16 protein-coding genes and 1 other RNA gene are annotated in these 18849 nt (G+C 72.2%); 14 read left to right on the plus strand and 3 right to left on the minus strand.

Annotated elements, in window-relative coordinates:
- Window position 1: 1 nt before the first annotated feature.
- The 6 genes from HHX41_RS13245 to HHX41_RS13270 all read left to right on the plus strand — a co-directional run bounded on the left by HHX41_RS13245 (window position 2) and on the right by HHX41_RS13270 (window position 4751).
- Complete coding sequence (locus HHX41_RS13245) at window positions 2–1909, plus strand: penicillin-binding transpeptidase domain-containing protein (RefSeq protein ID WP_182906180.1); 1908 nt, start codon at window positions 2–4, stop codon at window positions 1907–1909.
- Window positions 1910–2233: 324 nt separating this feature from the next.
- Window positions 2234–2619: a transfer-messenger RNA gene (ssrA, locus tag HHX41_RS13250) on the plus strand.
- Between the two features lie 290 nt (window positions 2620–2909).
- Window positions 2910–3464, plus strand: a complete 555-nt coding sequence (locus HHX41_RS40500; protein WP_310741964.1) for a UTRA domain-containing protein — start codon at window positions 2910–2912, stop codon at window positions 3462–3464.
- A 60-nt stretch (window positions 3465–3524) separates the two neighbouring features.
- Entirely contained in the window at window positions 3525–3812 is a 288-nt protein-coding gene (locus HHX41_RS13260) for a prevent-host-death protein (RefSeq protein WP_182906182.1), read from the plus strand.
- Between the two features lie 5 nt (window positions 3813–3817).
- Window positions 3818–4231, plus strand: coding sequence for a type II toxin-antitoxin system VapC family toxin (locus HHX41_RS13265; protein WP_182906183.1), 414 nt, complete (start codon window positions 3818–3820; stop codon window positions 4229–4231).
- Window positions 4232–4334: 103 nt separating this feature from the next.
- Window positions 4335–4751, plus strand: a complete 417-nt coding sequence (locus tag HHX41_RS13270) for a VOC family protein (RefSeq protein WP_182906184.1) — start codon at window positions 4335–4337, stop codon at window positions 4749–4751.
- Window positions 4752–4853: 102 nt separating this feature from the next.
- On the opposite strand, the gene HHX41_RS13275 is transcribed toward HHX41_RS13270, so the two are convergent.
- Together HHX41_RS13275 and HHX41_RS13280 are read right to left on the minus strand one after the other, a co-directional pair.
- Window positions 4854–5894 (minus strand): adenosine deaminase, encoded by a 1041-nt coding sequence (locus HHX41_RS13275; RefSeq protein ID WP_310741965.1) that lies wholly within the window; start codon window positions 5892–5894, stop codon window positions 4854–4856.
- Window positions 5895–5972: 78 nt separating this feature from the next.
- Window positions 5973–7061 carry a S1C family serine protease gene (locus HHX41_RS13280; protein ID WP_182906185.1) on the minus strand — a complete coding sequence of 363 codons (1089 nt, stop codon included), beginning with the start codon at window positions 7059–7061 and terminating at the stop codon, window positions 5973–5975.
- 170 nt (window positions 7062–7231) lie between these two features.
- On the opposite strand from HHX41_RS13280, the gene HHX41_RS13285 reads away from it, so the two are divergent.
- Window positions 7232–9439 (plus strand): acyl-CoA dehydrogenase, encoded by a 2208-nt coding sequence (locus HHX41_RS13285; RefSeq protein ID WP_182906186.1) that lies wholly within the window; start codon window positions 7232–7234, stop codon window positions 9437–9439.
- A 203-nt stretch (window positions 9440–9642) separates the two neighbouring features.
- Here the strand turns inward: HHX41_RS13285 and HHX41_RS13290 are convergent, their stop codons facing one another.
- Window positions 9643–12435, minus strand: a complete 2793-nt coding sequence (locus tag HHX41_RS13290) for an AAA family ATPase (RefSeq protein WP_182906187.1) — start codon at window positions 12433–12435, stop codon at window positions 9643–9645.
- A 337-nt stretch (window positions 12436–12772) separates the two neighbouring features.
- On the opposite strand from HHX41_RS13290, the gene HHX41_RS13295 reads away from it, so the two are divergent.
- The 7 genes from HHX41_RS13295 to HHX41_RS13315 all read left to right on the plus strand — a co-directional run bounded on the left by HHX41_RS13295 (window position 12773) and on the right by HHX41_RS13315 (window position 18843).
- Window positions 12773–13540: a M24 family metallopeptidase gene (locus tag HHX41_RS13295; RefSeq protein ID WP_182906188.1), complete on the plus strand. Its 768-nt coding sequence runs from the start codon at window positions 12773–12775 to the stop codon at window positions 13538–13540.
- Window positions 13537–13671, plus strand: coding sequence for a hypothetical protein (locus tag HHX41_RS40505; RefSeq protein WP_259400910.1), 135 nt, complete (start codon window positions 13537–13539; stop codon window positions 13669–13671). The genes HHX41_RS13295 and HHX41_RS40505 overlap by 4 nt, the downstream gene beginning before the upstream one ends.
- On the plus strand, window positions 13668–14264 hold the full coding sequence (locus tag HHX41_RS13300) for an HXXEE domain-containing protein (RefSeq protein ID WP_182906189.1): 597 nt from the start codon (window positions 13668–13670) through the stop codon (window positions 14262–14264). The genes HHX41_RS40505 and HHX41_RS13300 overlap by 4 nt, the downstream gene beginning before the upstream one ends.
- Window positions 14265–14332: 68 nt before the next feature.
- On the plus strand, window positions 14333–15328 hold the full coding sequence (locus HHX41_RS13305) for an MBL fold metallo-hydrolase (protein WP_182906190.1): 996 nt from the start codon (window positions 14333–14335) through the stop codon (window positions 15326–15328).
- A gap of 179 nt (window positions 15329–15507) precedes the next feature.
- A complete protein-coding gene (locus HHX41_RS13310) occupies window positions 15508–17115 on the plus strand; it encodes a hypothetical protein (protein ID WP_182906191.1) in 1608 nt (535 codons plus the stop codon).
- Between the two features lie 137 nt (window positions 17116–17252).
- Window positions 17253–17384, plus strand: a complete 132-nt coding sequence (locus HHX41_RS40510; RefSeq protein WP_256862666.1) for a hypothetical protein — start codon at window positions 17253–17255, stop codon at window positions 17382–17384.
- Window positions 17385–17568: 184 nt separating this feature from the next.
- Entirely contained in the window at window positions 17569–18843 is a 1275-nt protein-coding gene (locus HHX41_RS13315; protein ID WP_310741966.1) for a glycosyltransferase family 4 protein, read from the plus strand.
- Window positions 18844–18849 lie beyond the last annotated feature (6 nt).

The raw sequence follows: 18849 nt of genomic DNA on the forward strand, positions 1-18849 counted from the left end.
CGTGTCCTTCCGAAGATTCGGGGCCGTCCGGGCGAGAGCCGTACGGGCCGCGCTCGCGCTGGGCCTGACCGCCCCCCTGCTGACCGGCTGCTTCGAGGAGCCGTCGCCGCACGAGGCGGTGCGCGACTTCCTCGTCGGCTGGCAGACGGGGGACTACGCGGCCGCCGCGCGGCGGGCCGACGGCGACCAGGCGGCGGTGCGCAAGGCGCTGGAGAACGCCCGCCTGCAGTTGGACGCCGCCTCGGTCCGCTTCTCCCTGCGGGGGATCGACCAGGACGGCGACGCCGCGCAGGCCGGCTACCACGCCGAGGTGGACCTCGGGGAGAACAACCCCCTCTGGCAGTACGACGGCAACCTGCCCCTGCACCTGGTCGGCGGCCAGTGGAAGGTGCGGTGGTCGCCGAGCGTCATCCACCCCGACCTGCACCCCGGGCAGCGGCTCGCGGTCGCCACCGTCCCCAAGGGCCGCAAGCCCATCCTCGACCGCAACGGCAACGCGCTGCAGGACGAGACCGTGCTGCACGTCGCCGGGGTCACCCCCGCGAAGGTCAAGGACCCCGGCCGGCTCTGCGACCAGTTGTCGAAGGTCACCGGCTTCGCCCAGGACCGCCTGCTGAGCCGCATCCTGTCGTCGCCCCCGCAGGACTTCGTCCCCCTCGCGACGTTCGGGCGGACGAAGTTCGCCCAGATCAGGTCCAAGCTGGAGGCCATCAGAGGTCTGGAATTCCAGACCGACAACCCGCCGGTCGCGCCCAAGTCGCCCACCCAGATCGTCGGCGTGGTCTCGGCCATCACCCCGGAGGCGGAGCAGCGGCTCGGCGGACCGCAGCGGGCGGGCGACACGCTCGGCCGGGACGGCCTGCAGCAGGCCTACCAGGACCAGCTCACCGGCTCGACCGAGACCCGGGTCGTCGTTCTCGACAACGCCACCGGGCAACAGGTCAAGGAGCTCAAGGCGTGGCCGGGGCGGGAGAACTCGTCGGTCCAGACCACGATCGACAGCCGGCTCCAGAGCGCCGGGGACGCCGCGGTCGCGGGGCCCCGCCCGGCCGCGCTCGTCGCGGTGCAGGCCTCCACCGGCGAGGTGCTCGCCGTCTCCACCAACCAGCTGCACCAGGAGGACGACGCGCTGGCGGGCAAATACGTGGCGGGCAGCGCCTTCTCGATCATCGCCGCGGAGGGACTGCTCCAGTCGGGCCTCGACCCCAAACAGAAGGTGCCGTGCAGCGCCGACCGCACCGTGGGCGGGGCGCGCTTCCAGCAGCCCGGCGTCGACGGTGTGACGACGCCCACCTTCCAGACCGACTTCGCGCAGGGCTGCGTGACCGCGCTGGCGTCGCTGGCCCGGCGGATCAGCGGCCAGCGGCTCGCCGCCAGCGCGACCCAGTTCGGCATCGGCAGCGACTGGAAGCTGCCGCTGAAGACCTTCAGCGGGTCGATCGCCGCCCCCGACGGCGACGCGGCCATCGCGAAGATCATCGCCGGGCAGGGCGCGCGGGTGAGCCCGCTGGCGATGGCCCTCGTCGCCGGGGCCGTCAGGTCCGGCACGTGGCGGCCGCCGGTGCTGGTGGTCTCGCCCCTCGCGCCCGATCCGAGCGCCGAGGGCGGCACCACCCCGGCCACCGCGCGGCCCGTGACGCTCGACCCCGCGGTCACCGCGAAGTTGCGCACGCTCATGCGGGCCGGTGTGTCGTCCGGCGCGGCCTCCGCCGCCTCCGCCCCCGGTGATCCCGTGTACGGCGTGGCCGCCGAGGTCACCCAGACGGAGAAGAAGGAGCGCACGAAGCTCTCGTGGTTCGTGGGCTGGCAGGGGGACGTCGCGGTCGCCGTGCTGGCGCAGAGCGGCGACCTGTCGGCCGCTCCGGCGATCGCGGGGAGCTTCTTCCGCGGGGCTCAGCCCCAGACCTGAAAAAGGCGTGAGGGCGAGCAACCATCCGGGCGGTGACCGGCGTCTTTCTAGGTGACTGGGACCCGCTTGGGGGGTTGCGGGCCCAGTCGCCGTGATGAGGACAGGGCTCCATCTCGGGGGGAGCCCTGCCGTCCGGACCGGCTCGACCCTGCCGGTCGGCCCCCGGGGCGTGCGCCAGAGGCCGCGTCCCGGGGGCTTCGGCGTCCCCCGGCCCACCGGTTCGCCGGCTGCCGGACCGGGGGAAGGAATTGGAGTCGCGTCGTCCGTGTTGTCATGAGTAAGCTTGTGACGCCGGCCCTCCGGGGCCGGGTTGACAACTGCACAGGGGGTGACCGGTTTCGACTTCGACATTGCAAGTCAGGGGAAGCGGGTCGGGGACTGCGGACATAACCCCGTCAACACTGTGACCGCAAACAAATAAGTGCCAATAACAAGAGCACTGAGGTCAGCCAGGCTTCCCTGGCTCTCGCCGCCTAAGCAGCGAGAAACCTCTGTCAGCCCGGGAGTGCCTTCGGCCCGGAACTGACATCGCTAGAAGGCTCAACCGTCCGGCCCGGTCACGGGGCCGTACGGGAAATCAAACAGTGACTGGGCCCGTCGGCGACTCGCCTGTGAGATTGCCGGGGCCGAGAAAATCGCAACAGGCTGCACCCGGAGAAGCCCTGTCTTGGTGTTGAAGGACGCGGGTTCGATTCCCGCCACCTCCACGTCTGTCAGAAGGGGCGGGGAGGAAGCGCATGCTTCCTCCCCGCCCCTTCTGCTTTTCCCGGCCGGGTCAGGTGGTCGTGTGGCCGGGCGCGCGTCCGGCCCGGACGCGGTGCGCGGGGATCGTCATCGCGAGGGTCCCTTCCAGATGCCTGATCTGGACAGGAAGTTAGGGATCGGCGTCCGTGACCCGCGTCACCCTGGGGAGCCCAACCGCGGAGTGGCTCTCAGGCATGACGAGTACCTAGAGTCGGGGCGTATGTGGGAGGGGTCTGCCGTGGGGGAGCCGGAAGCCGTGGGAGAGCGGAAAGTGGTGGTGCGGCGGTCGCTGCCGTCCGAGCCGGCCGTGCGGGGATCGGCCTCGCTGTTCCTGACGGAGGCGGAGCGGCAGGGGGTGCGGGCCGGGCGCAGGATGCTGTACGTCGGCCCGGAGCCCGCGTCGGAGCACGTGGCCGCCGGGCTGCGGGTCGAGCCGGGCACGCCCGTGCTGGCCCGGCGCAAGCTGCTGCTCGCCGGCGACGTGCCGGTGCGGGTCGCCACGAGCTTCCTGCGGCTCGATCTCTTCGCGGACACCCCGTTGTGCGAGCCGGGCTTCCTGTCGCCGAGCCTGCAGGCGCGGATCGAGGAGCTGGGCCACCGGTTCGGGCGGGCGGAGGAGCAGTTGGTCGCCCGGCCGCCCCGGGACGACGAGGCGGCCACGCTGCACCTTGATCCCGGAGAGTGGGTGATCCAGATCGTGCGGGCCGCCTACTCGGCCGAAGACGTACCGATCCACGTGCTGGAGACGGTCTGCGCGGCCTCCCGCCACGTCTTCGACATCGTTCAGGTGAGCGGCGCCGACGAGTTCTGACCGGCGCGGGAGCCTCAAAGAGCTGTGGTACGGCGTAGTACGGGTCGCTTCGATGGAACGATGAGCGCCAGACCCAGACCTGTCGATGTCAGTGTGCGGCAGTTCGTCAGCGACTCCGGCAGCATCACCCGGGGGCTACGGCAAGGGCAGCAGTATGTGTTGACGATCAACGGCGAGCCGCTTGCCGAGATCATTCCGATCAAGCGTCGCCGGGCCGTACCGACCGCGGAGGTGCTTGCCGTTTTCGCCACCGCGCCGGTTCTCGACGCCGACGAACTCCGTGCGGACCTGGACGCCGCGATCGATCAGGAGTTGCCCGCCGATCCGCTGGAGGGGACCGGCCTGTGAGGCATATGGAGGGTGTGCTCGACACCAACGTCGTGGCCGTCCTGCCCCTGTTCGACGCCGCCGAACTCCCGGAAGCATCCCTGATCACCGCTGTGACGCTCGGAGAGTTGTCGGACGCGCCGCATGCCACCACCGACCCGATCAAGCGGGCCCGGAGGATCGCGGTCCTGCAGCATGTCGAGGCGACTTTTGACGCGCTGCCCTACGACGCCGAGGCTGCCCGGATGTACGGCCAGATATGCGCTGCGGTTCGTATCTCTGGCCGCCAGCCACGCGGCAGGGTGGCAGGTCTGATGATCGCCGCGATCGCGGCCGGCAACGGGCTTCCTCTCTACACCGCCAATCCGAAGGACTTCGCCGGTCTCGACGGCATCGTGGAGGTAGTGGCCGTATCGCGGCCTCCGGACGCGACGGCCTAAATGATCAGTTCCAAGGGTCAGTGGTCGTAGCGATCCCGGACTTGCCGGACGGGTGGCGCGGCCCCATAGGCTAAGCCCCCCGTCCGCAATGTCTGGGGGAGTCATGACCAGTAGGTTCACCGAGTTGGTCGTCGACTGCCACGATCCGGAGCGGCTCGCGGCCTTCTGGTGTGCGGTCCTGGACTTCAAGGTGATCGATCGGAGCGAGGGCAAGGTCGAGATCGGCTCCTGGGAGCCGACCGTCGAGGAGGTCCGGGCCCGCCAGATGCCGCCCACCCTGATGTTCATCCGGGTGCCCGAGGGCAAGACCGTGAAGAACCGGCTCCACCTCGACGTCAGCCCGATCGACGGCAGTACCGACGACGAGGTGGCCAGGCTGCTCGGCCTCGGCGCCGCCAAGGTGGACGTGGGGCAGGGCTCCGGCCGGAGCTGGGTGGTCATGGCCGACCCCGAGGGCAACGAGTTCGATGTCCTGCGCACCCTGGCACCGGCCAAGTACATGATCGGCCCGGAGGGTTAGTGGTCGAGTTCCGGTTCGGCGTCTAGCAGGTCCGGCAGCGTCTCGCGTGAGCGGCCGCAGTCCACGATCCATACGTCGTCGCTCCACACTGGAATCGATCATCTAGGTGAGCGGCGTCGACGAGTTCTGAACGGCGTAGGCGTCGATCTCCGCGAGCAGGGCCGATTTGCCCTCGGCGCCGAGGAAGGACGCCTCCACCGCGGCGCGGGCCAGGTCGGCGACGCCCTTCTCGTCGAGGGAGAGCAGCTCGGCCGCCACGGCGTACTCCCGGTTGAGGTCGGTGCCGAACATCGGCGGGTCGTCGGTGTTCACCGTCACCGGCACTCCGGCCGCGACCAGCGCGGGCAGCGGATGCTCGGCCAGGCTGGGCACGGCCCCGGTGCACACGTTGGAGGTGGGGCAGACCTCCAGCGTGATCTCGTGCTCGGCCAGGTGCTCCAGCAGCGCCGGGTCCTGCACGCTGTGGATCCCGTGGGCGATCCGTTCGGCGCCGAGGTCGCGTACGGCCTGCCAGACGTGTTCGGCGCCGGCGACCTCACCGGCGTGCGGCACCGAGTGGAGCCCGGCGGCGCGGGCCGCGGCGAAGTGCGGGGCGAACCACGATCGGGGCACCCCGGTCTCCGCGCCGCCGAGACCCAGGCTGACCAGGCCGTCCGGCCGCTGGTCGAGCGCGATGGCGAGGGTCTGCTCTGCGGGCGGACCCGGGATGCCGGGGATGTCGAAGCACCAGCGCAGGACGGTGCCGAAGTCCGCCTCGACCCTGCGGCGGGCGTCCTCGATCACCTCGCAGAACTCCTGCGGGGCGAATCCCCGGGCCAGGTGGGGCTGGGGCGTGATGGTGAGCTCGGCGTACCGCACCTGCTGGGCGGCCATGTCGCCGCCCACGCCGTGGATCAGCGTCCACAGATCCTCGGGCGTCCTCACCAGGTCCATGATCTGTGGATAGACCTGGAGGAAGTGAGAGAAGTCGCGGAAGTCGTAGAACGTCTCGACCAGTGCGGGGTCGGCGGGCACGGGCGTCGCCCCCTCATAGCGGGCGGCGAGCTCGGCGACGATGTGCGGTGACGCCGCACCGATGTGGTGCACGTGCAGTTCCGCCTTGGGCAGCCCGGCGATGAACCGGGTGAGTTCCGGGGAGATCACGGTCCGACCGTAACAACCAGCTGGGAGCCCTCTCCAAGCCAAATCGCGGTATCTCACACGAGTTTGTCAGGATCGGGCTCATCCCCCGGCCGGCAGTTCGCTGAGCACCACGGCGACCGTCCTCCTGGTGCCGTCCGGACGCATCAGCTCCACCCGCACCCTGTCGCCCGGCTTGAGCGTGGCCAGGATCTGCGCCAGGTCGCTGGCGGTGGGGGTGGCGGTGCCCTGGACCTTGACGATCACGTCGCCGGGGCGGATGCCCGCTTTGTCCGCGCCGCCGCCGGGAGACACGGAGCCGACGGCCACGCCGATCGGTTCGCCGCTCGCGTCGACCGCGGTGCCGACCCGTACGCCGAGGGCCGCCCGGCGGCTGTTGACGACCTGGCCGTACCGGATGATCTGGCGGGCCACGTCGGTCGCGGTGTCGCTCGGGATCGCGAAGCCGAGGCCGGGCGCGGTGCCCTGCTGCGGATCGACGGCCGCCAGCGTCGGGATGCCGATGACCCGGCCGGACAGGTCGACCAGGGCGCCCCCGCTGTTGCCGGGGTTGATGGGCGCGGAGGTCTGGATGGCGTTGGTGATGGTCGCGGCCCCGCCGCCGGCGTGCCTTTCGCCCGTCACGGTGCGGCCCAGGGCCGACACGATGCCCTGGGTCACGCTGCCGGAGAAGCCGAGCGGGTTGCCCATGGCGAGCACGATCTGCCCGACCTTGAGGTCGGCGGAGCGGCCGAAGGTGGCGGGCGTGAGCCCGGTCGCGTTCTCGACCTGGATCATCGCCAGGTCGCCGGGGGGAAAGGAGCTCACCAGCCGGGCCCTCCTCGGCTTGCCGCCGGTGGCCAGCGTGACCTGGAACTCCGTCGCGTCGCCCACGACGTGGGCGTTGGTCAGGATGTGGCCTTGGGTGTCGTAGACGATGCCGGAGCCGAGGGCCTGGCCGGTGGTGATCTGCACGATCGACGGAAGGACCCTCTTGATGACCTGCTCGTAGGTCGTCTCGAGCTCGATCGGGCGGCTGGGCACGGGCGCCGCCGTGGCCGTGCCCGCCGTCGGGGTCGCGGCCGGGGTGGCGGTCTCGCCCGGGGTGGTTCCCGACGCGCATCCCGCCGCGACGAGCGCGGCCACGGCCGGGCCGGCGACCGTACGGAGGACCTTCCGTGAGAGCTGCATAGCCCCCTGTCTACCTGCGTGAACGGCCGCCGCAAGGCGGCGCGCCGGGACCGGCGCAGGTCATGACGGGTGCCGGGGACGGCCGATACCGGAGCCCGCGGAACCCCGGCCTAGCCAGCGAATATTCCTCTAGAATATGGTTCTACAAGGACCTAGCGCTGGAGGAACTTATGGCGATCGGGCTGAGCGAGGAGCACGAGGCGCTTCGCGAGTCGGTGACCGGATGGGCCGAGCGGGCCGTGCCCGCCGACCTCGTGCGGAGCGCGGTGGGCGTCCTCGCCGATCCGGGCACGGAGGAGCGTCCGGCCTTCTGGTCCGCTCTCGCCGGCCAGGGGCTGCTCGGGCTGCACGTCCCCGAGGAGTACGGCGGCTCCGGCTATGGCCTGCTGGAGGCCGCGGTGGCGATCGAGGCGCTGTCGGAGCGGGTGGCGCCCGGGCCGATGGTGCCGACTGTGCTCGCGAGCGCCGCGATCCTCGCCTCGGAGGGCAAGGCGCAGGCCGACCTGCTGCCCGGGCTCGCGGACGGATCGCTGACCGGCGCGGTGGCGCTCGACGGCGCGGTCACCGGTGCGCGCGACGGCGACGCGCTGACGATCGGCGGCACGGCCGCGTACGTCCTCGGCGCGGCGGTCGCCGACGTGCTTGTCCTGCCGGTGGTCACGGACGCCGGCGAGGAGTGGGTGGCGATCGACGCCGCCCAGGCCACGGTCACCACGGTCAAGCCGCTCGACCTCACCCGGGGCGTGGCCAAGGTCGAGCTCGACGGCGTACGGGTGCCCGCCGAGCGGCTGCTGACCGGCCTGACCGGCGCCGAGGTGCGCAACATCGCCGCGATCGTCCTCGGCGCGGACGCGGTCGGGGTGGCCGCGTGGTGCGTGGCCGCCGCCGCCGACTACGCGAAGGTCCGGGTGCAGTTCGGCCGCCCGATCGGCCAGTTCCAGGGCATCAAGCACAAGATCTCGCGAATGCTGGTGGCGCTGGAGCAGGCGCGGGCCACGGTCTGGGACGCCACCCGGGCGGAGGACGCCGAGCGCGACTACGCCGCCGCGATCGCCGCCGTCATGGCGCCCGACGCGGCCGTGCAGTGCGCCAAGGACGCGATCCAGACGTTCGGCGGCATCGGCTACACCTTCGAGCACGACGCGCACCTGTACTACCGCCGGGCGCTGACGATCCGCGCGCTGCTCGGCTCGTCCTCCGAGTGGTCCGACCGGGTGGCCGCGCTCGCACTGGGAGGCGTCGCGCGGGAGATGGAGATCGACCTGCCGGAGGAGTCGGAGCCGCTGCGCGAGTCCATCCGGGCGGAGCTCGCCGAGATCGCCGCCCTGGAGGGCGCCGAGCAGAAGCGGGCCCTGGCCAAGGCGGGCTTCGTCATGCCGCACCTGCCCAGGCCCTGGGGCCGGGCGGCCTCCCCGCTGGAGCAGGTGCTCATCCACCAGGAGGTCAGGGCGGCCAAGATCAAGCCGCCGCAGATGATCATCGGCGCGTGGGTGGTGCCGTCGCTGGTCACGTACGGCACGCCGGAGCAGCAGGAGCGGTTCCTGCCGCCGACGCTGAGCGGCGAGCTGATCTGGTGCCAGCTCTTCTCCGAGCCGGGGGCCGGGTCCGACCTCGCGTCGCTGCAGATGAAGGCGGAGAAGGTCGAGGGCGGCTGGAAGCTCAACGGCCAGAAGATCTGGACGTCGGTGGCGCACGTCGCCGAGTGGGCCATCTGCATCGCCCGTTCCGACACCTCCAAGCCCAAGCACGACGGCATCACCTACTTCCTCGTGCACATGAAGGCGCCCGGCGTCACCGTGCGGCCGCTGACCGAGATGACCGGGGAGAACCTGTTCAACGAGGTGTTCCTCGACGACGTCTTCGTGCCGGACGAGATGGTCGTCGGCGAGGTCGACGAGGGCTGGCGGGTCGCGAGGAACACGCTGTCGAACGAGCGGGTCTCGCTGTCGTCCGGTTCGGGCGGCACCGGCGCCTCGGTGCCCGACCTGCTCGGCCTGGCGGGCCGGCTGGGCCGCGAGCTCACCGCGGCCGAGCGGCAGGACCTCGCCCGCGTCGTCTGCGAGTCCCACTCGATCAACGCGCTGTCGCTGCGGGTGACGCTCAAGCAGCTCGCGGGCAGCGAGCCGGGCGCCGACGCCTCGGTGCGCAAGCTGCTGTCCACCGCGCACGCGCAGCACGTCTCCGAGGTGGCGGTCTCCCTGCTCGGCCCGGCCGCCGTCACCGCCGCCGACTGGAAGCTCGGCGACGCCGGCTACTGGAACCGCGCCGTGCTCGCCACCCGGGCGATGACCATCTACGGCGGCACCACCGAGGTGCAGCTCAACATCGTCGCCGAGCGCATGCTCGGCCTGCCCCGCGACCCCGAGCCGGGCAAGTAGCCCGGGACATAGGGGGGCACATAGGGCGGCTCGTAGCGGTGAAGAGCGCGGCACGGCCGGGTCACGCGGGCGTCCTGAGCCCGCGTGACCCGGCCGTCTCCTGTACGGTCACCGGTCCATGGCACAGGCGGAGGCCGCGAGACCGGCCGTCGGCGCGGACTCACGCCCAGGCGGCGAAACAGCCGCGGACGCGGGGCAGGGGGTCAGCCGTCGTGGTGGCGCGTCCCACGGGCGGGATCGCCGAGGTCGAGCCGGCCCAGTTCGGTTCTGGAGGCGACGCCGAGCTTGGGAAAGGCCTTGTGCAGGTGATAGCCCACGGTACGCGGGCTCAGGAAGAGCTGGGCGCCGATGTCACGATTCGTGGCGCCCCGCGCGGCCAGGCGGACGATCTGCAGCTCCTGCGGGGTCAACAGGCCGGCCACGCCCACCGCGCGGACGTCGCTGGACACCTCTCCCGTGGCACGCAGCTCGGCTCGCGCACGCGTGGCCCAGGGATCGGCGCCGGCGCGTTCGAACATGTCCAGCGCCTGCCTGAGGTGGATTCTGGCGTCGGCCTTGCGCCGGTTTCTGCGCAGCCATTCTCCGAACAGGAGTCTGGTGCGGGCCTCCTCGAACGGCCGGCCTCCGTTCAGGTGCAGGCTGACGGACTGGATGTAGTCGCTCTCCGTCTTCTCATCCCGCGTGGCGGTCAGCGCTCTACAGCGCAGGGCGACGGCGCGCGCCCAGGGCTGCCCGGTGGCGGTGGCCCATTCGTCGAACCTGGCGAGCGGTGCCCTGGCCCGTTCGGGTTGCTCGCACCGGACCGCCGCCTCCACCAGATCCGGCACGAACAAGGTGGTCGTGAGCTGGTGGCGAACGGTGCCGGCGATACCCGTCTCCAGGTGGTCCAGTGCGGCCTGCGTCCTGCCCTGTCCGAGGGCGAGCAGGCCCTGCGCCCAGACCGCCCAGGCCAGGCTCGACACGTTGCCATGATCGATGGCGTGGGCGCGAACGCGGCTCGTGAGCTGTTCGCAGGTCCGGTCGTCGCCGGAGACCGCGGCGAGCCACGCGAGCACGCCATGGAGGTGGTCGACGCGGTGGTGCTGCCCGGTGTCCTCGGCGATGCGCACGGCTTCGGTGGCCGACGCCTTCGCGTCCTGGAACCGGCCCAGGTAGAGCTGGCTGCTGGCGAGGTTCTGCAGCGCGTGCGGCAGCCAGCCGATCATCGCCTGGGCCCGGCAGTCGTCGGCCAGGCCGGCGGCCAGGTCCAGGGACGTCTCGTCGTCGCCCACCATGAAGGCCATCGACGCGATGATGAGCCGTTCTCCGGGGCCTGCCGGCTGGGATCGCCTGGCGTCGGCGAGTGCCGCGTGGATGGGCACCAGCCCGCGGGCCGGGTCGCCCGCCAGCAGGGCGGCCAGGCCGGTCATCGCGGAGATGACCGGGTGGAGGGGATGCCCGGGCGGCAGCTCCAGGGCGTGGAGGCGGTCGACGGCCTGCCCGGCCAGTTCGGGCGCACCGGCGAACCAGGCGTCGCGTACGGCTTCCGCCAGCATGGACGCGGCCATGACCGGGTCCGCGGCCGCGATGGGCGCGGCGGCGGTCATGAGGATGCCGTGCGCGACCCGCGGTGAGCCCTGCTCGAACTCGACGGCCGCGCGGACTCCCGCGAGCTTGGCCCGCTCGCGCGGATCGTCGGTGAGCAGGGCCGCCCGGTCGGCCAGCGCGCGCGACCGCAGGAGCTGACCTGCGTCCATCGCCGCCTCGGCGGAGCTGATCAGCCGGCGTACCCGCTCGCGGGGGTCCGGGGTGAGCTGCGCCGCGCGCTGGTAGGCCGCGGTCGTGGCGGCGTGGCCGCTTCTGCGCCTGGCCCGCTCGGCCGCGTGCTCCAGCTCGGCGGCGACGGCTTCGTCGGGTTCTGTGCACGCGGCGGCGAGATGCCAGGCCCGCGCGTCGACGTGCCGGCCGCCGTCGGCGGCTCCGGCCAGTGCGGCGGCCAGTGCCCGGTGCGCGGCCACGCGCCTGGTGAACGAGGCTCCTTGGTAGGCGGCCGCCCTGATCAACGGGTGGCGGAAGGCGAGCTCCCCGTCGACGCGGATGAGCCCGGCACGCTCACCCGGTTCGACCGCGTCAGCGCCGACGCCCAGCCGCTGCGCGGCCGCGAGGATAACGGTGAGGTCGCCGGTGCTCTCCGCGGCCGCCACGAGCAGCAGGGTCCGGGCGGGTTCGGGCAGGGCGTGGATCTGCGTCTGGAAGGCCTCCTGCATCCGTCCGGTGAGCGGGAGTGGACCGAGATGGTAGGCGAGCGGGTCGACGTGCCCGGCCCGCTGTTCGGGAGTGAGCGCCGCAGGAAGCTCGATGAGCGCGAGTGGGTTCCCCTCGCTCTCGGCGAGGATGCGGTCCCTGACGTGCGGCGCCAGCGTGCCGGTGGTCTCACTCAGCAGCGTGGCCGCGTCCGCCGGGCCGAGGCCGCCGAGCCTCATCTCGGGCAGGCCGGTCGGCCGGAATCCGTGGCTGCCGTCCCGGATGGACAGGATCAGCGCCACCCCTTCCGCCTCCAGCCGCCGCGCGGCGAAGAGCAGAGTGTCGGCCGAGGATCGATCCAGCCACTGGGCGTCGTCGACCAGGCACAGCAGGGGGCCGTCGCCGGCGAGCTCGGACAGCAGGGTCAGCGTGCCGAGACCGACCAGGAAGCGGTCGGTCGCGGTGGAAGCGGCCAGCCCCAGGGCTCCTCTGAGGGCGTCCGCCTGCGGGACCGGCAGCCGGTCGAGGCGGTCGAGCCCGGAACGCAGCAACAGGTGGAGCGCGGCGAACGCCAGCTCGGTCTCGCTCTCGATGCCCACCCCGCGCAACGTCCGCATCCCTGTGGCGGAGGCCTTCCGTGCCGCCTGATCGAGTAGCGCCGACTTGCCGATCCCCGCCGGTCCGCGAACCACCAGAGCGCCGCTTCGGCCGTCCCTGGCCTCGGCCAGCAGGTGATCTATGCGATCGGTTTCGGCCCTACGCCCGTACAACACGGCACGATCTTATTGAGGACGTGACGTATGTCCGCTTCGGGATGACCGGTCATGTGACAGATTACGGGCGGGCGGCGCCGCCCTAGCGTCGTCGGCATGGATCTCCCGACGTTCTCCCAGGCGGAACGGGACCGGCGCTGGGATCTCGCCCGCGAGCTCATGGACGCCGAGGGCGTCGACGCGCTCGTCGTTTACGGCGGACGCGGGAACGGCGGGCCGGCGGAGTGGGCGCCCGACGTGTTCTTCACCAACGACTGTCCCGGCGCGATCGTCGTCTTCCCCCGGGTCGGCGAGCCCATCGCGCTGGTCCGGTCTCCCGCGCATCGGCGACCACCTCGTGGCGAGAGCGCGCGGCGACGCGGTATGGATAAGGCCGGAGAACATGCTGGTCGCCGGGCACGCGTACGGCGTGGCCGAGGCGCTGCGCGCACACGGGCTCGACAGGTCGGCGATCGGCGTGCTCGGCCTGGAGGCCTGCCCGCCTTCCCACAGCGATCCGCCCATGCCGTACACGTTGTGGTCGTCGGTGCTCCAGCAGCTTCCCCAGCTGACCTTCAAGTCAGTGGAGCGCGGTTTCGTCACACGAACCCTGCCCCAGTCCGCCGAGGAACTCGCGGTCGTCGGCCATGCCGCCGCCGTCGGGGAGGCCATGGCACGCGCCATGTTGCGGGCGGTACGACCCGGCGTCAGCGAGGCGTCGGTGTTCGCGGCGGGCATGGCCGAGTGCCTGCGGCACGGCGCCATGACTCCGGGCATGTCGATCGCCTCGGGGAGGGAGCCCGTCTCATACGGCCCGCCCGCCTGGTCGTACAGGCCGCAGCGGCCACGCGTGATCGAGGACGGTGACCTGGTCCTGGCCGAGATCTCCTGCTCGTATGGCATGCGCGAGACCCGGCAACGGGTGGCCGTCGCAGTCGGCGGCATTCATCCCGAACTGGAGGCGGCGGCGAGGACCGCCCGCACCCCCTCGTGCACGCCGTCAATCCTCGCGCGGCGGTCGGCGGGTCCGGGGCCCGGCTCGCCACGTTGCCGGAGACCGCGCGCTACGGGCTGCTCGCCGAGCAGCCCACCATCGGCTCCGATCTGCCCCTCGCTCCGGGAATGACCTTCGCCCTCACGCCCACCTGCGCCTACGGCCGCCGGTCGGCCGGCCTCGGCGGCACCGTCGTGGTCGGCGAGGACGCGCCGACCGAGCTCAACACCACCACCACCCACCTCATGAGGAGCACTGGATGACCCGTCACCGTTCCACCCTCGCCGCCGGCCTCGTGGCCGCCGCCCTGATCGCCCTGTTCGCCTACCTGTCACCGGGGCTGGCGCTCTGGCTGACCTTCATCCCGGCGATGGTGATCGCCTACGGCTGCCACCTCGCGACCACCGACCGATGGCTTCCCGACCCCTCCCGGGTGCTGCCGATCTACCTCATCGGCCTGGCCTGGCAGTTCCTCCACTTCGGGGAGGAGTTCATGAACGGGTTCAACTGGCGCTGGCCCACCGAGGTCTTCGGCGCGCATGCCATGTCACTGTCCCTGTTCATCTGGATCAACATGATCTCCTACGCGGCCTTCGCGCTGGGCGCGCTCGCGATCTACCGGGGCTGGCGGGTGCCGCTGCTCATCGCCTGGTTCTTCGCCATCATGGGCGCGATGGGCAACGCGATCGGCCACCCCGTCTACGACCTGGTCTCAGGTGACCTCGCCTTCCCCGGCATCGTCACTTCCCTCGGCTACTGGGTCATCGGCCCGATCCTCGTGCACCGCTTGTGGACGTCCGCCCGCCCGCACGCGGACGTCGCCCCCGGCGCCCGCCCGGTCGCCGCCTCCGTCTGATCGCCGGGTACGCCGACGCGCTCTCGACGGCGGCGTCCTCACTGCAACCTGCACCGAAGGGAATCGTCATGTCCATCTCTCGCATTCCGGAGCGCGAGATCGCCGAGCGGCCCACGGGCTACGGAGGTCCGAACCTGTCGCCGGTGGGTCTCGAACTGGTGCCGCATGAGTTCACGCCCGGCGTGTGGGCGCTCATGGCCAACCTGCCGCCGAAGGACAACAACGGCGTGATCGCGGGGCGGGACGCCGCACTGGTGGTCGACGCCGGGATCACCTCCGGTGTCTCGGCCAAGATCCAGGCCGCCGTCGCCCGTCTCACCGACCGGCCGCTCCGCTACCTGGCCAACACGACGTACCACGGCGACCACACCTTCGGCAACGCCGCGTTCCCCCGGGAGGTCGTGATCGTCTCGTCCGGGGCGAACAAGGCGAACATGACCGACCTGGCGTACGAGAAACAGACCCGCTCGGCCAACATGTACGGCGACGCCGCACTGCTCGACGAGGTCACCGTGTGGCGCACGCCGGACCTGACGTTCGAGTCCTCCGCCGAGATCGACCTGGGTGGACGCGTCGTCCAGCTTCATCACTTCGGCCCCGGCAACGGCCCGGGAGACACGATCGTGTACGTCCCCGACGCCCGTACCGCCTGGACCGGCAACTTTCTCTGCCATGCCGGCACTGCCCACATGCTGCTCCAGGGCGGCCCCGAACCGTACCTGGGCTCGCTGCGCAGGATGCGCGAGGCCCTGCCCGATCTGGAGACCATCGTCCCCGGTCACGGCCCGATGGGAGACGGGCCCGCGGCTGTGGACGCTCTCATCGGCTACCTCGAACGGCTCCATGCCGAGGTGGAGGCGAGTGTGAAGGCGGGTCGCAGTCTGGAGGAGACGTTCGCCGCGTGCACCGATCCGTGGGCGGAGCGCCTCGATCCCCGGCTGTCGGCCGCCCTCGCGCGCTATCCGGTGCCACGGCAACCCGCCCAGCAGGGCATGCTCACCCTCTGCCGTGATCTGCACCGGCTCAACGTCCTGGCCACCTACCGCCTTTACGAAGACCGGTGAGAACCCGCCGCGTACGGCGGTGCCGCGCCGGAGCCTTCTCCGGCGACAGCGGCGGCTCGAATCGTTGTCAGCGTTGACCGGCGGGTCGGCCCAATAGCCTGTACGACATGTGGCGGCCCTTCCGGTTTGTGCGGCTTGGCCTTTTGAGGCGTGAGAGCGCCGCGCGGGGGCCGGCGGTCGTGCGGTTCGGACCGGCCCTGCTCGGCCTGGCGCTCGGCGTGCTCGCGCTCGGGCCCGCCCTGGGGCCGGGGTTCACGCTGCGCTACGACATGGTCTTCGTGCCGGACCCGCCGCTGCGCCTCGGCGACGGCTTCCCCCGCGCCGTGCCGAGCGACCAGGTCGTGGCGCTGCTGTCCGCCGTGATCCCGGCCGAGATCGTGCAGAAGGCGATCCTGCTCGGGCTGTTCGCACTGGCCGCATCCGGAGCGGCGGCCCTGGCCGGCGACGCGCTCCCGGCGTACGGCGGGGGCGCAGGGGACAGAGCCGGGACGCCGGGGGCGATGCTCGTGCCCCGGCTGGCCGCCGCCGCCTTCTACGCCTGGAACGCCTATCTCGCGCAGCGCCTGCTCATCGGCCATTGGGCGCTGCTGCTGGGGTACGCCGGACTGCCCTGGGCCGTGCGTGCCGCGGCGCGCGGCGGGCCCGGGCGGCTCGCCGCGGCCCTCCTGCCCGCCGCCGTGGGCGGATTCCAGGCCATGCTGGTCAGTGCCGTGGCCGTGCTCCCGGTGGCCGCGCTGCGCGCCGGGAAAGGGCGGGCGCGCGCGGCGCTCCAGGCGTCGGCCGTGGTCGTGGTGCTCAGCCTGCCGTGGCTCGTCCCCGCCCTCCGGTCGGACGCCGTGACCGATCCCGCCGGGGTGGCCGCGTTCGCGCCCCGGGCGGACGGGCCGTTCGGGACGCTGGGCAGTTTGCTCACCCTCGGCGGCATCTGGAACTCCCACGCCGTCGTGCCCGGCCAGGGCGGCCCGGGGCTCGCCGCCGCCCGCCTCGCGCTGACCCTCGTCGCGGTCGCCGGTTTCGTACGGCTCGGCGGTGCCACCCGCAGGCCCGTGTGGTGGCGGGGATTGGTGGTGGCGGCGTGCGCGGGTGTCCTGGTCGCCTGCGCCGGGGCCTTCGCGTCCGGTGTGCTGCGGGAGCTCATCGGATGGTGGGCGGGCTTCGGCCCGCTCCGCGACGGCCAGGTGTACGTCGCGCCGTTCGCGCTCGCACAGGCGGTGGGCGTCGCGGTCGTGGCGGCGGCCCTGCGCCGGAACCTGCCCGCTCCGGTGGCGGCGGCCGCCGTGGCGGTGCCGGTGCTCGTGCTGCCGACCTTCGCGCTGGGCGCGTTCGGCAGGCTCGGGACGGCCGAGTACCCCGGCGAATGGCGCCGCGTCCAGGCCGTCGTCAACGGCGACCCCGCTCCCGGCGCGCTGCTGTCGCTGCCCTGGAGCGCCTACCGGGCTTTCTCCTGGAACTCGGGACGGGTGGTCCTCGACCCCGCGACCAAGATGTTCTCCCGGCCCGTGCTGTGGGACGAGACGCTCGTCGTCGGCGTGCCCGGCGGCGGGCGGATCCGGGTCGCGGCCGAGAGCCCGCGGATCCGCCGGATCGAGGCGGTGGCGTCCGCGCTCACCGCGGCCGGGGGCGCGCCGCACGTCGGCCCTCCGGCCTCGTCCGCGGCGGACGGGCTGCGGCGGGAGGGGGTGCGCTACGTGCTCGCGGCCGGGCTTGATGAGAACACGTTCTTGTCTCGGCTGCCGGGGGCGACCCCCGTCTACCGGGGCCGTGAGCTACTGCTGGTACGCCTGTGACCAGCCAAGATCGGGGACCTGTGGCATACTGGACAGTAAGTCTTTTTATCACGGTTTGACCAAGGCTATGGTGTAGGCCCTGTATCACGTTCTACTCTCGGCCTCTATCGCCCGCTCCGGCAAGGAGGAAGCATCCCGTGTTGAAGGTGCTGGCTGCTCTCGCGGTCGGGGCCGTGCTCGCCGGCGTCGCCTCCGTGGCGGTCGTCAACGTGGCAGCGCCCACCGCGGAGCCGCCGAACAAGCCGCTCTACAACTACGGCGACAGGTGAACGCGGCAGACCTGACCCCCGTTCCATAAGGACTCCCGCGAAGACCGAGCCCGTCAGGGGGCGTGGTTTCGCCACGCCCTCATGCGTCCGTGCCCCGATTCGCCCGCACCGCCCTGCCCGCCCCGTTCCGGCGACGCGGTGCTCCCCGAACTCCCGCCGAGACGTGTCACCCGAAGGAGTGGTCGTGGTCGCACAGGGTGCGAAGGCGAAGCCCTCGGGGCGCCCGGCCCCCCTTCCCGAGCCGCCCGACAGGCCGCACCTGACGGCCGCCGGTGCCGCCCCTGCCGCCGTTCCCCCGCTCGACGGCGTACGCGTGGCCGTGCTGAACTTCCGCGAACCGAGCCAGACGGTCGCCGGCGGCGCGGAGGAGTACGCCTGGCGGGTCTCCGCCTACCTCGTCGGCCAGGGCGCGAGCGTCAGCTTCCTCACCAGCCGGGAGCGGTACCAGATGCGCGCCGAGTCGCGCGACGGCATCCGGCTGCGCAGGATGGGCGGCAAGTACCTCGTCTATCTCCTCGTCCCGCTCTGGCTGCTGCTGCACCGCCGCCGGTTCGACGTCGTCGTCGACTGCATGAACGGCATCCCGTTCTTCTCCCCGGTCGTGGCGCGCCGCCGTACGCGGGTGATCTGCGTGGTCCACCACGTGCACGACCGGCAGTTCTACGCCTTCTTCCCGCGCTGGCTGGCGCGGATCGGCTGCTTCATCGAGGGGCCGGTGGCGCGGCTGCTGTATCGCCGGTGCACGACGGTGACGGTCTCCGAGTCCTCCCGGCACGAGCTGCGCGAGCGCCTGCGCTGGCTGGCCCCGATCGAGGTGGTGCCCAACGGCAGCCTGACCGCCAGGCCCGTCGCGAGCGAGCCGGTGTCGGGCGCCCCGGCCGTCGTCTACCTCGGACGCCTGGTCGGGCACAAGCGCGTCGAGCGGGTGGTCGAGCTCGCCGCCGAGCTGGCGCCCACCCGCCCCGGCCTGCACGTGCACGTCGTCGGGAGGGGGCCCGAGCACGACCGGCTGGCCGAGCGGGCGGGCGTGCCCGACGTCGCCGGACGCGTCCACCTGCACGGATTCCTGCCCGAGGCGGAGAAGAACGCGGTGCTCAGCCGCGCCAGGCTCAACGTCACGGCCTCGGAGTTCGAGGGCTGGGGGCTGACCGTGATCGAGGCGGCGGCCCTCGGCGTGCCCACCGTCGCCTACGACGTGGCCGGCCTGCGCGACTCCGTACGGCACGGCGTGACGGGCTGGCTGGTCCGCGACGGCGAGCGGCTCGCCGACGTGGTCGACCTCGCCCTGCGGGAGCTGGACGACCCCCTGACGAGGGCCCGGATGGCCCGGGCGTGCCGGCGCTGGGCGGGCGAGTTCACCTGGGGGAAGACCGGGGCCGCCGTGACCAGGCTGGTCGCGGCCGAACTCGGCCGGCTCCCCGCACGGCTGCCGGGCAGCCGCCATGAGCAGGAGGCCTGAGCGCGC

It is taken from the genome of Microbispora sp. H13382, assembly GCF_014161445.1.
Taxonomy (GTDB): Bacteria; Actinomycetota; Actinomycetes; order Streptosporangiales; family Streptosporangiaceae; genus Microbispora.

What these genes read in the sequence shown, in the direction of transcription:
- HHX41_RS13260 (WP_182906182.1), top strand. Translation starts at nt 3,525, where the DNA reads ATGAGCGCCAGACCCAGACCTGTCGATGTCAGTGTGCGGCAGTTCGTC.
- HHX41_RS13265 (WP_182906183.1), top strand. Translation starts at nt 3,818, where the DNA reads ATGGAGGGTGTGCTCGACACCAACGTCGTGGCCGTCCTGCCCCTGTTC.
- HHX41_RS13270 (WP_182906184.1), top strand. Translation starts at nt 4,335, where the DNA reads ATGACCAGTAGGTTCACCGAGTTGGTCGTCGACTGCCACGATCCGGAG.
- HHX41_RS13280 (WP_182906185.1), bottom strand. Translation starts at nt 7,061, where the DNA reads ATGCAGCTCTCACGGAAGGTCCTCCGTACGGTCGCCGGCCCGGCCGTG.
- HHX41_RS13285 (WP_182906186.1), top strand. Translation starts at nt 7,232, where the DNA reads ATGGCGATCGGGCTGAGCGAGGAGCACGAGGCGCTTCGCGAGTCGGTG.
- HHX41_RS40505 (WP_259400910.1), top strand. Translation starts at nt 13,537, where the DNA reads ATGACCTTCGCCCTCACGCCCACCTGCGCCTACGGCCGCCGGTCGGCC.
- HHX41_RS13300 (WP_182906189.1), top strand. Translation starts at nt 13,668, where the DNA reads ATGACCCGTCACCGTTCCACCCTCGCCGCCGGCCTCGTGGCCGCCGCC.
- HHX41_RS13305 (WP_182906190.1), top strand. Translation starts at nt 14,333, where the DNA reads ATGTCCATCTCTCGCATTCCGGAGCGCGAGATCGCCGAGCGGCCCACG.